Origin of the sequence: Massilia glaciei (genome assembly GCF_003011895.2) — a bacterium.
Lineage (GTDB): Bacteria > Pseudomonadota > Gammaproteobacteria > Burkholderiales > Burkholderiaceae_D > Telluria_A > Telluria_A glaciei.
This window is the reverse complement of the sequence record NZ_PXWF02000080.1, coordinates 1-11,366: the sequence shown is the minus strand read 5'-3', so window position 1 is coordinate 11,366 and position 11,366 is coordinate 1. Positions and strand designations below refer to the sequence as shown.

Genomic DNA, 11,366 nt, shown 5'->3' with positions numbered 1-11,366 from the left:
GGCCCCGGTTCCGGTGCAGCAGGCGCCGGCGGCGCGCCCGACAGCGGCGGCGGCGATCGTCGAAGCGCGCATCGCCGCGCTGGAGGCGGCGCGCGCCGGCAGCCGCGGACAGAACGTGGCGCCCAAACGGCCGACCGCGATGTCCAACCAAGCCGCGGCCAACGCCGCGCCGCCCGCCGCGCAAGAATTGGCATCGGCATCGGCATCGGCATCGGCACCGGCACCGGCGCCTGCACAGGCGCAGGCGCCAGCGCTCCAAGAGGCGCCAAAACAGGCGCCGCCTTGGGAGCAGGCCGCCGCGCCCGCGCAGCAGCAGGCCGCGCAGCCGCGGTTCGAACCCGAATCGCAGGACGAGCCGCCATCGTGGGTGATGGAGTTTTCGGACGATAGCGCCGTTTCGGGCGAATCGTCGGCGCCGCCGCCGGCCGCCACGCGCGCGCCGGCCGCGCCGCGGCCCGAGTATGTCATCACGCCGGTCCCGGCCATCGGCTGGGACGGCAACTGGCCCGCGCTGGCGGCCACGCTGCCCTTGCGCGGCGTGTCGCAGCAACTGGCTTTGCAGACCGAGATGGCCTCGTGCGAGTACGACGGCAACCTGGCCACCTTCCGCCTGCGGGTGCCGATCGACACCCTGCGCGCGAGCGGCAACAGCGAAAAGCTCGCCGCCGCCCTGCAGGCGTGCTTCCCGGACGCCAAGGTCGCCGTCGAGATCGACATCGGCCAGGTGTTCTACACGGCCGGCGCCGAGGCCCAGGCCTACCGCGAAGAATGCCAGCGCGTGGCCGAAGACACCGTCGCCAACGACCCCTTCGTCAAGGACGTGATACGCGACCTTGGCGCGTTCGTGGTGCCCGGCTCGGTGCGCCCGGCCAGCGCGGCCGCCGCCTGATGCACTGACATTGAATATCAGCGACCCCCTTTACCCATTTTTGAGATTTCGGAGAACATCATGATGAAGAACCAACTCGCCGGCTTGATGAAACAAGCGCAAGCCATGCAGGACAACATGAAAAAAGCGCAGGAGCAGCTGGCGCTGGTCGAAGTCGAAGGCCAGTCCGGCGCCGGCCTCGTCAAGATCGTCATGACCTGCAAGAACGACGTCAAGCGCGTCTCGATCGACCCGTCGCTGCTGGCCGACGACAAAGACATGCTCGAAGACCTCGTCGCCGCCGCCTTCAACGACGCCGTGCGCAAGGCCGAGGCCACGTCGGCCGAAAAAATGGGCGGCCTGACCTCGGGCATGCAGATGCCCCCCGGCTTCAAGATGCCTTTCTGATGAACCGGATGCGCGCGCACGCGCGGGCCCGGCATGGCTAAGTCGCTCGATTTCCTGACCGAGGCCCTGCGCCGCCTGCCCGGCGTGGGGCCCAAGTCGGCCCAGCGCATGGCCTTCCATCTGCTGCAGCACGACCGCGAGGGCGCGGCCATGCTCTCGCGCGCGCTGTACCAGGCGGTCGAGGCGGTGCACCACTGCGCCCTGTGCAACACCTTCGCCGAGACCGAGGTCTGCGACACCTGCCTCGACGAGCGGCGCGACAACACCATGCTGTGCGTGGTCGAGACCCCGGCCGACCAGCTCATGATCGAACAAACGCTGACCTACAAGGGCCTGTACTTCGTGCTCATGGGGCGCCTGTCGCCGCTCGACGGCATCGGCCCGAAAGACATCCACCTCGAAAAACTGATCGGCCGCGCCGCCGACGGCGTCGTCACGGAGGTGGTGTTGGCCACCAATTTCACCAACGAGGGCGAGGCCACCGCGCACTACATCAGCGAAATGCTCAAGGCGCGCGGCCTCAAGGTGAGCCGGCTCGCGCGCGGGGTGCCGGTTGGCGGCGAGCTCGAATACGTCGACGCCGGCACCATCGCGCGCGCCATGCTCGACCGGCGCGCCACCTGATGGCCGGCGTGCACCCAAGCCCGGGGCCGGGCGCGCTGGCCGGCATCAAGGTGCTCGAACTGGGCACCCTGATCGCCGGCCCGTTCTGCGCGCGCATGCTGGCCGAATTCGGCGCCGATGTGATCAAGGTCGAGGCGCCCGACGGCGGCGACCCGATCCGCCAGTGGCGCGTGCTCAAGGACGGCACCTCGCTGTGGTGGTCGGTCCAGGCGCGCAACAAGAAGAGCATCACGCTCAACCTGAAGGATCCGCGCGGACGCGCCATCGCGCAGGAGCTCGCGCTCGAGGCCGACATCATCATCGAGAACTACCGCCCCGGCGTGCTCGAGAAATGGGGCATCGGCTACGAGCAGCTCAAGCTGCTCAATCCGGCCGCGATCATGGTGCGCCTGTCCGGCTTCGGCCAGACCGGGCCGATGAAGGACCAGCCGGGCTTTGGCGCGATCGGCGAATCAATGGGCGGCCTGCGCTACGTGTCGGGCCATCCTGACCGACCGCCCGTGCGCGTTGGCGTCTCGATCGGCGACTCGGTGGCCGCGCTGCACGGCGCGCTCGGCGCGATGGTCGCGCTGCGCCACCGCGACGCCACCGGCGGGCGCCTGCGCGGACAGGGCCAGATGGTCGACGTGGCGCTGTACGAGGCCGTGTTCAACCTGATGGAGTCGCTGGTGCCCGAGTACGACGTGGCCGGCGTGGTGCGCGAGCGCACCGGCGGCGCCTTGCCGGGCATCGTGCCGTCGAATACCTATCTGACCGGCGACGGCGTGCACATCGTCATCGCCGGCAATGGCGACGCGATTTTCAAGCGCCTCATGCTGGCCATGGGCCGCATCGACATGGCCGGCGACGCGCAACTGGCGCGCAACGACGGGCGGGTTGCGCGCACGGCCGAAATCGACGCCGCGATCCAGGCCTGGTGCGACACCCAGACTATCGCCAGCGCGCTCGAGACGCTCACGGCGGCCGACGTGCCGGTCGGGAAAATCTATTCGGTGCGCGACATGATGAGCGACCCGCAATTTTTGGCGCGCGACATGTTCGAGCAGCACCAGTTCGCCGACGGCACGCCGGTCAAGATGCCGGCCGTGACCCCGAAACTGTCGGCCACGCCAGGCGGCACGCGCTGGCTGGGGCCGACGCTGGGCCAGCACACCGACGAGGTGCTCGAAGAGCTCGGTTACACCGCCGATGAGATCGGCGCGATGCGGCGCGAGGGCGTGCTGTAGCGGGCGAAACGTTGCCGCCGCGGTCCTTCGGCGCGTCGCGGTTGGAGGCGCGCCGCGCCGTTTGAGTGTGCACAAGCCGCAGCCGGACCGCGCTGCTATCTTGGGGTGACCTAAACGGGCCACCCAAGCATGCATCTCGTCGACATCACCATGTTCTATGCGGCCGAAGGCGGCGGCGTGAGCACCTACCTCAACGCCAAGGCGCGGTGGCTGGCGCAGCGCAGCAGTGTCCGTCACACCATATGCAGCCCCACCGTTCAGACCGGCGGTTGCGCGCCCGCGCTGGTGCAGGTCCCCGGCATCGCTTTGCCCGGCATTCACGGCTACCACATGCCGCGCTCGGTGAGCGGCTTGGCGCGCATCTTGCGCCGCCTCGAGCCCGACCTGATCGAGTTCGGCGACGCCGGCCACTGCGCCTGGGCGGCGCTGCGCATCAAGCGCCGCACCGGCATTCCCGTGGTCGCGTTCTACCATTCCGACCTGCCGCGCCTGGTCGAGAACCGCATGGGCGGGTTCGCCGCGGGCGCCGTAAAAAAATACCTGTTCAACCTGTACCGCCGCTGCGACATGGTGCTCGCGCCGAGCCGTCTCATGGTGCAGCAGTTGGGCGCGTTCGGCATCGGCGGCGCCATCCATCAACCGCTCGGGATCGACACCGCGACGTTTTGCCCGCAGCGGCGCGTGCCCACCCTGCGCGCGCACCTGAACCTGCCGCCGGAGGCGCGCCTGCTCGTGTACGCGGGGCGCTTCACGCCCGAAAAAAAATTGTCGGTGCTAATCGACGCGGTGCGCAGGCTGGGCCGGCCGTACCACCTGCTGCTGATCGGCGGCGGCGCGGCGCTGCCGCAGCATCCGCAAATCAGCTTCATGCCTTTCAAGCGCGACCAGCGCGCGTTGGCGCGCCTGCTGGCCAGCTGCGATGTGCTGGTCCATCCGGGCGACTGCGAGACCTTCGGTCTGATCGTGCTCGAGGCGATGGCCTGCGGCCTGCCGGTGGTGGCCAGCAATGGCGGCGGGGTGGCCGAGCTGGTCGACCCCGACACGGGCATCCTCGTCGCGCCCGACAGCGTCGCGCAACTGTGCGAGGGGATCGAGGCGATCTACCAGTCGGACCGGGAGGCCCTTGGCCAAAACGCCTGCCGCAAGGCGCGCGCCAACCACGACTGGAACCAGATCGTGCCGCAACTGCTGGGACGCTATGCGGGCCTGCTGGCCACGCGCGAACGCGCCGAACTGCAAGCGGAGCACGTCTGTGTTAACAAATAGCGCGGCGGAAAATAGGGCGGCGGAGGGCGGTGCCGGCAATGACGCAGGCACCGGCGCGAGTAGCTGCGCGATGGGCGGCACGGACGATGGCGGCAACCATGGCGGCAACCATGGCGGCAACGATGGCGCAAACCTTGGCGCGAATCCAGGCGAAAATCCAGGCGGAAATCCAGGCGAAAATCATGGCGCAACCGAAGGTGCAACCCATGGCGCAACCGAAGGTGCGATCCATGGCGCGAACGAAGGTGCAATCCATGGCGCAAACGAAGGTGCAACCCATGGCGCCAACCTTCGCGAAAACTTTGGCGAAAACTTTGGCGAAAACTTTGGCGAAAACCTTGGCGTCAACGATGGCGCCAACCTCGGCGCAAACGAGCGTGCGGTGTGCGTGTCGATCCACGACGTGGCGCCGGCGAACTGGTCCGACTGCCTGCGCCTGCTGCGCGCGGTGCGCGAGGTCGCCGACATTCCACTGACCTGGCTGGTGGTGCCCCACTTCCACGGCAGCGAGGTGAGGGCGCCCGCCTGCGACGAGATGCTCGCCGCGGTGCTCGGCGAAGGGCATGAGCTGGCCCTGCATGGCTACACCCACCTCGACACGCCGCCGCTGCGGGCAAGCCCTTACGCGCGCTTTATGCGCACCGTCTACACGCAGGGCGAGGGCGAGTTCGCCGCCCTCGACACCGCCGAGGCCGGCCGCCGGCTCGGCCTCGGCCTGGCCTGGTTCGCGCGGCGCAACTGGCCCGTGAGCGGGTTTGTCGCGCCGGCCTGGCTATTGGGCAAACAAGCCTGGCGCGCGGTCGAAGCCTCGCCGTTCGACTACACCACGACCATGAGCCGGTTTCACTTGTTGCCCACCCGCCGCTCGGTGTTTTCGCCATCGCTCGTGTACGCCGCGCGCAACGGCGCGGGACGGCGCCTGTCGCCGCCGTGCGCGCGCCTGCTTGCAGCGGCGCTCGCGCCGATGCCATTGATCCGGCTCAGCCTGCATCCGCGCGACGCGCGCCACCCGGCCTTGTTGCGGCATGCGCAAGGGCTTATCGAACGCCTGCTGTCGGCGCGCACGCCAATGACCAAGGCGGCGTTTGCGCGCCGCCTGTCGGGTGCGGCGACCTCGCCTACCAGTACGGCCCCCAGCCCGCACCAAAGCCCCAGTGCGAACGTCCATAGCCGGCATAGTAGTGCGGATAGCCGTAACGTTCCATATCCTCCTTGGTACTCAGGCTGAGCACGCAATCGCGCCACGGATCCGAGTTTGTGTTGTAGCCAAGCTTGGAACATGCCGGGCCGTAGACGAACATGGCGGTTTTCATTTCTTCTTGCATTTGTGCGGCGCGCTCGGCCGGGGTGGCGCAGCCGGCCAGCAGGGCTGCGCCCAGGCACAGCATGATAGGGGTACGCATCGTCAACTCCTTTCAAATAGACCAAACGGGTGCGTGTTTGACCGTCCTTGATCTAGCTTAAAGTCCCATCCATTGTCATTTCTGATCTGCGTCAAACCGCTCCGACATCACGCTTCCCCGGCGCAATCGTCCGGCCCGAAATTTTCCCGCATCGCCGCCCGTTTTCTGGCAAGATCGCAGGCAAATTATTCGTGAGGATTGTTATGCAAAGGCGTGCCCTGAGAATCTGGGCGGCGCGGGTCGCGCTGGGGGTGTTTGCGCTGCTGGCCCTGGCCGCGCTTGCGGTCTGGCTGTTCCTGCGTGCCAGCCTGCCCAAACTCGACGGCGAAGTGCGCGCCGCCGGTCTGCACGCGCCCGTCAGCGTGGCGCGCGACGCCCACGGCGTGCCCCTGATCGCCGGCACCAACCGCGACGATGTCGCCTACGCGACCGGCTTCGTGCAGGCCCAGGAGCGCTTCTTCCAGATGGATCTGCTGCGCCGGGTCGGCGCCGGCGAACTGGCCGAGTTGTTCGGACCGCGCGCGGTGGCGCTCGACGAGCCGCGCCGGCTGCACCGCTTCCGCGCGCGCGCCGCCGCCGTGCTGCAGGCGATGCCGGCGTCCGACCGGCGCCTGCTCGAGCGCTATGTGAACGGCGTCAATGCCGGCCTCGGCGCCCTCGATGCGCGGCCGTTCGAGTACGCGCTGGTCGGCGCCGCGCCCAGGCCATGGACGGCCGCCGATTCGCTGCTCGTGATCTGGGCCATGTACATCGACCTGCAGGGAAAGCACGAGGCGCGCGAACTGGCGCGCGGCTGGATCGCCGAGCACAGCGACGCGGCCCAGCGCGACTTTCTGCTGCCCGAGTCGAGCGTCTGGGACGCGCCGCTCGACGCGCGCCGGATCGACGCGCCCGCCACGCCGATTCCCGCGCGCGCACCGGCGTGGTGGGGCCGCAGTCCGGCCGCCGACGCGCCGCCCACGCCGCCGTCGTCCGACAGCGTCGACCACCTCGGCAGCAATAACTGGGCGATCGCGGGCAGCCGCAGCAAGGACGGCGCGGCGATCGTCTCGGACGACATGCACCTCAATATCAAACTGCCCAACACCTGGTACCGGGTCGCGTTCCAGTTCCCTGACGCGGGCGGGACGGTGCGGCGCATGGTCGGCGTCACGCTGCCGGGCGCGCCCCCGCTGCTGGTGGTGGGCAGCAATGGCCGGGTGGCGTGGGGTTTCACCAACAGCTACGGCGACTTCCTCGACCTGGTCGAAGTCGGCACCGATCCGGCCAAGCCGGGGCAGGTGCGCACGCCGGCCGGCTGGGAGAGACCGGCCGAGTTCACCGAATCGATCCTGGTCAAGGGCGGACCGGCGCGCAGCCTGGTGGTGCGCGAGAGTTCGCTCGGGCCGCTGCGGGTGGTGGGCGGGCGCAGCTACGCGATCCACTGGACCGCGCACGCGCCCGACGCGATCAACCTCAATTCGCGGCTGCTCGAGGACGTGGCCACGCTCGACGAGGCGCTGGCCGCGGCGGCCACTATCGGCATCCCGCAGCAGAATTTCGTGGCCGGAGACACGCGCGGCAACATCGGCTGGACCCTGACCGGGCTGCTGCCGCGGCGCACCCAGGCCGGCGCCGGCGCCACCTTTCCGCTCGCCGCCGACGGCGCCGCCCAGACCTGGAGCGGGCGGCTGGCGCCGTCCGAGCATCCGACGCTGCGCAACCCTGCCAGCGGCCAGCTGTCGACGGCCAACAGCCGCCAGCTGGCCGGGCCCGGCGCGGCGCTGATCGGCGACGGCGGGCTCGATCTTGGCGCGCGCAACCACCAGGTGCGCGAACGGCTCGAGGCGCTCGGGGACGGCGCCGACGTCGGGGGCGCATACCGGGTCGCGCTCGACGACCGCGCGCTGTTCCTGGCGCCGTGGCGCCTGCGCGCGATAGCGGCGCTCGACGCCAACGCGCTGGCGGGCAACGCGGCGCGCGCGCAGTTCCTCGAGCTGCTCAGGAACAGTTGGAACGGGCGCGCGAGCGTCGACTCGGTCGGCTACCGGCTCACGCGCAATTTCATGTGGACCGTGCACGACCTCTTGTTCGAGGGCGTCAACGGCGAGATCGCGCGGCTCGACGCCAAGGCCTCGGTCGCGCTCGCGAGCAAGCGCTGGCCGGTGGTGGTGGCGCGCCTGCTCGACGAGCAGCCGGCCGCATGGCTGCCGCCGGGCCACGCCGACTGGCGCGCGCTGCAGCTGGCCGCGATCGACAGGGTGATCGCCGAGCTGACCACCAACGGCGCCAGGCTGGCCGACGCGCGCTGGGGCGAGCGCAACAAGGTCGCCATCGCGCATCCGATCAGCCTGGCCGTGCCTTTTTTGACGCCGTGGTTGTCGGCGCCGCCCGACCTGCTGCCGGGCGACGCGCACATGCCGCGCGTGGCGGGCCGCAGTTTCGGCCAGTCGCAGCGGATGACGGTGACGCCGGGGAAGGAGGCGCAGGGCTTGTTCACGATGCCGGGCGGGCAGAGCGGGCATCCGCTGTCGCCGTTTTTCCTGCGCGGGCACGACGCATGGGTCAGGGGCGAGGCCGCGCCGTTGTTGCCGGGACCGGCCAGGCACACCTTGACGTTCGTGAAATAGTCCTTGGAAGTGGTCCTTATTTGGCGGGCAGCGCCACCAGCGACTGCTTTTTGAGCATGGTGACGATCAGCTCCTGCGACTGCGGCGCGCCGAGGAAGAAGCCCTGCACCATGTCGCAGCCGTACTGCTTGAGCAGCACCAGCTGCTCACCGGTCTCGACGCCCTCGGCCACGACCACCATCTTGAGCCCGTGCGCCATGGCGATGATGGCGCGCGTGATGGCCGCGTTTTCGGAGTCCTGCGGCAGCCCGCAAATGAAGCTCTTGTCGATCTTTAGCGCGCGCACGTCGAAGCGCTTGAGGTAGTTCATCGACGAGTAGCCGGTGCCGAAGTCGTCGATCGAGAGGTAGACCCCGATCGCGCGCAACTGGTCGAGCGTGACCATGGTGGCGCGCGCGTCGTCCATCAGCGTGCCTTCGGTGAGCTCGAGTTCGAGCAGGCGCGGGTCGAGCCCGGTCTCGTGCAGCGCCGAGATCACCATCTGCGTCAAGTTCTCGTCCTTGAACTGCTTGGCCGACAGGTTGACCGCCATGCGCACCGGGCGCATCGAGTGGCGCTGCCAGGCCATGGCCTGGATGCAGGCGGTGCGCAGCACCCATTCGCCGATCGGCATGATCAGGCCGGTCTCCTCGGCCAGCGGGATGAACTCGGTGGGCAGGATGATGCCGCGCTCGGGATGGCGCCAGCGCACCAGCGCCTCGACGCCGACGATCTCGGCGCTGCTGACGTCGATCTGTGGCTGGTACAGCAGGTACAGCTCCTCGCGCTTGAGCGCCTTGCGCAGGCCGACCTCGAGCTTGACGTGGCTCATGATCTGCATCGTCAGCGAGGAGCTGTACAACTTGGCGTTGTTCTTGCCGCAGCTCTTGGCGTGGTACATGGCCGTGTCGGCGTACTTGAGCAGCGAATTGCAGTCCTCGCCGTCCTCGGGGAACAGCGAGATGCCGATGCTGGCGGTGACGAATATCTCGTTGCCCTCGATCAGGAAGGGGCGCCGCATCGCCTCCTTGACGCGGTGTGCCACCGCCAGCGCGTTCTCGACCCGTTCCAGGTCCGGGATCAGGATCGTGAACTCGTCGCCGCCGAGGCGCGCCAGGTTGTGCGACTGGTCCGGGCGCGCGACCAGGTCGCTGGGGCGGATGGTTTCGCGCAGGCGCTCCGAGACGATTTTCAGCAGGTGGTCGCCCACGTTGTGGCCGAGCGTGTCGTTGATGCGCTTGAAGGCGTCGAGGTCCATGAACAGCACCGCGAACTTCTTGTTGTGGGTGCGCGAGCGGTGCAGCTCGCGCTCGACCGTCTCGATGAAGGCCTGGCGGTTGGGGATGCCGGTCAGGCTGTCGCAGTAGGCCAGGCGCCGGATCTGCTCCTCGGTGCGTTTGCGCTCGCTGATGTCGCGCACCAGGCCGAGCACCTCGTCGGCGCCGGTGGCGACCAGGCGCGCCTCGAAATGCTGGACCGCGCCCAAGCGCGCGAGCTCGTAGTCGACCGAGCGGATGTGCTGGGTGTCGAGCACGCACTGCATCTGCTCGAGCAGGCGTTCGGCGATATCGCCCGGCAGCACCTCGGTGACGTGCTTGCCCACGCAGTGCTCGGTGGGGAAGGCTGCGGCCGCGTCGTGGCCCTGCTCGTAGTCGAGGTAGACGCCGTCCTTGTTGAGCCGGAAGAAGGTGTCGGGGATGGCCGCCAGCACGGCGCGGTTGTGGGCGTCGGCGATGCGCAGGCGCACGATGGCGTCGGAGGCGCGCAGCACGTACAGCACCCGGTGCCCGAGGATCGGCCAGTTGATCGGCTTGGAGACGAAGTCGGTCGCGCCGACCTCGTAGGCGTGGGTGACGGCCTCGATGTCGTCGCCGCCGGTGACCATGATGATCGGGACGGCGGCGCCGGTCTCGATGCGGCGGATCTCGCGGCAGGCCAGGAAGCCGTCCATGTTCGGCATGTCGACGTCGAGCAGGATCAGGTCGGGCGCCATGTCCTGGAAACAGGCCACGGCCTGCAGCCCGTCCTCGGCCTCGATCGCGTCGAGGCCGACGTGGCCGAGCATTTCGAGCATCAGCAGGCGCATGACCGGATCGTCGTCGGCGACGAGGACGACGCCGCGCTTGGTTGGTTGGGCTGGCATGTCAGGTTTCCTTCTCGAGGATGGCACAGAGCGAATGCCGAACCGCCCGGAATTCGTGCTCCATGTCGGTGAGGATGGCGGAGGCGCCATCGGTGCTGTCGATGCGGCCCAGGTGCTCCATGTCCTTGCACATCTGCGCCAGCGAGTCGGCGCCCACGTTGGCGCTGCTCGACTTGAGGCTGTGCGCGGCCTTGCGCAAGATGCCGGTGTCGAGGCGGGCGATGGCCTGGCGCAGCGTGCTCAGTTGCAGGGGCGTGTCGTCGACATAGGCGTTGATCACCTTCTGCACCAGGGCGCCGCCGCGCTCCTTGCTCAGGGCGCGGATGTTGTCGAGCGCGTGGCGGTTGACCGCGTCGCGCTCGGGCACGGCGGGCAGGTCGTCGTGGTGCACGGTGGCCAGCAGCGGCAGCGCGATCCAGCGCCCGATCACGGCGCCGAGCTGCTGCTGGGTGAACGGCTTGCTCAGGTAGTCGTCCATGCCGGCGGCCAGGCACGATTCGCGGTCGCCCTGCAGCGCGTTGGCGGTGATCGCGATGATCGGCAGCCCGCGCGGGTGGCCGTCCTCGTGCTCGTGGCGGCGGATCTCGGTGGTGGCGGCAAAGCCGTCCATGACCGGCATCTGGCAATCCATGAGCACCAGGTCGTACTCGCCGTCGCGCGCCGCGCGCAGGGCCTCGTCGCCGTTGCGCGCGCAGGTGACCTCGAGGCCGAGGCTGTCGAGCATGGCGCTGGCCACCTCGACGTTGACGGGATTGTCCTCGGCCAGCAGCACGCGCCGCCGGTGCGCGCGGCCGGCGCCGCGCACGGCCAGCGGGGTCGGCGCGGCCGGGCCGGGCGCAA

The 11,366-nt window shown here is 69.1% G+C and carries 9 protein-coding genes and 1 pseudogene; 7 read left to right on the top strand and 3 right to left on the bottom strand.

Features of this window, described 5'->3' with window-relative positions; genetic code table 11:
* From C7C56_RS28625 to C7C56_RS06090, 5 genes and pseudogenes are all read left to right on the top strand, one after another.
* Nucleotides 1-889: pseudogene (locus C7C56_RS28625) on the top strand (DNA polymerase III subunit gamma/tau); the annotation flags it as partial.
* 60 nt (nucleotides 890-949) lie between these two features.
* On the top strand, nucleotides 950-1,276 hold the full coding sequence (locus tag C7C56_RS06105; protein ID WP_106756576.1) for a YbaB/EbfC family nucleoid-associated protein: 327 nt from the start codon (nucleotides 950-952) through the stop codon (nucleotides 1,274-1,276).
* A gap of 33 nt (nucleotides 1,277-1,309) precedes the next feature.
* Complete coding sequence (gene recR, locus C7C56_RS06100) at nucleotides 1,310-1,900, top strand: recombination mediator RecR (protein WP_106756575.1); 591 nt, start codon at nucleotides 1,310-1,312, stop codon at nucleotides 1,898-1,900.
* A complete protein-coding gene (locus tag C7C56_RS06095; protein WP_106756574.1) occupies nucleotides 1,900-3,126 on the top strand; it encodes a CaiB/BaiF CoA transferase family protein in 1,227 nt (408 codons plus the stop codon). The genes recR and C7C56_RS06095 overlap by 1 nt, the downstream gene beginning before the upstream one ends.
* Nucleotides 3,127-3,255: 129 nt before the next feature.
* Nucleotides 3,256-4,392, top strand: a complete 1,137-nt coding sequence (locus C7C56_RS06090) for a glycosyltransferase family 4 protein (RefSeq protein ID WP_106756573.1) — start codon at nucleotides 3,256-3,258, stop codon at nucleotides 4,390-4,392.
* Here C7C56_RS06090 and C7C56_RS29640 read toward each other — a convergent pair.
* Nucleotides 4,382-4,792 (bottom strand): hypothetical protein, encoded by a 411-nt coding sequence (locus C7C56_RS29640; RefSeq protein WP_146204306.1) that lies wholly within the window; start codon nucleotides 4,790-4,792, stop codon nucleotides 4,382-4,384. The two genes, C7C56_RS06090 and C7C56_RS29640, sit on opposite strands and share 11 nt — an antisense overlap.
* Here C7C56_RS29640 and C7C56_RS06085 point away from each other — a divergent pair.
* A complete protein-coding gene (locus C7C56_RS06085; protein ID WP_229458199.1) occupies nucleotides 4,781-5,620 on the top strand; it encodes a DUF2334 domain-containing protein in 840 nt (279 codons plus the stop codon). The genes C7C56_RS29640 and C7C56_RS06085 overlap by 12 nt on opposite strands.
* A gap of 378 nt (nucleotides 5,621-5,998) precedes the next feature.
* Nucleotides 5,999-8,404, top strand: coding sequence for a penicillin acylase family protein (locus C7C56_RS06075; RefSeq protein ID WP_106756571.1), 2,406 nt, complete (start codon nucleotides 5,999-6,001; stop codon nucleotides 8,402-8,404).
* 16 nt (nucleotides 8,405-8,420) lie between these two features.
* Here the strand turns inward: C7C56_RS06075 and C7C56_RS06070 are convergent, their stop codons facing one another.
* Nucleotides 8,421-10,526: a putative bifunctional diguanylate cyclase/phosphodiesterase gene (locus C7C56_RS06070; protein WP_106756570.1), complete on the bottom strand. Its 2,106-nt coding sequence runs from the start codon at nucleotides 10,524-10,526 to the stop codon at nucleotides 8,421-8,423.
* Nucleotide 10,527: 1 nt separating this feature from the next.
* The coding region (locus C7C56_RS06065; RefSeq protein ID WP_146204305.1) for a response regulator at nucleotides 10,528-11,366 on the bottom strand (839 nt) is incomplete at its 5' end.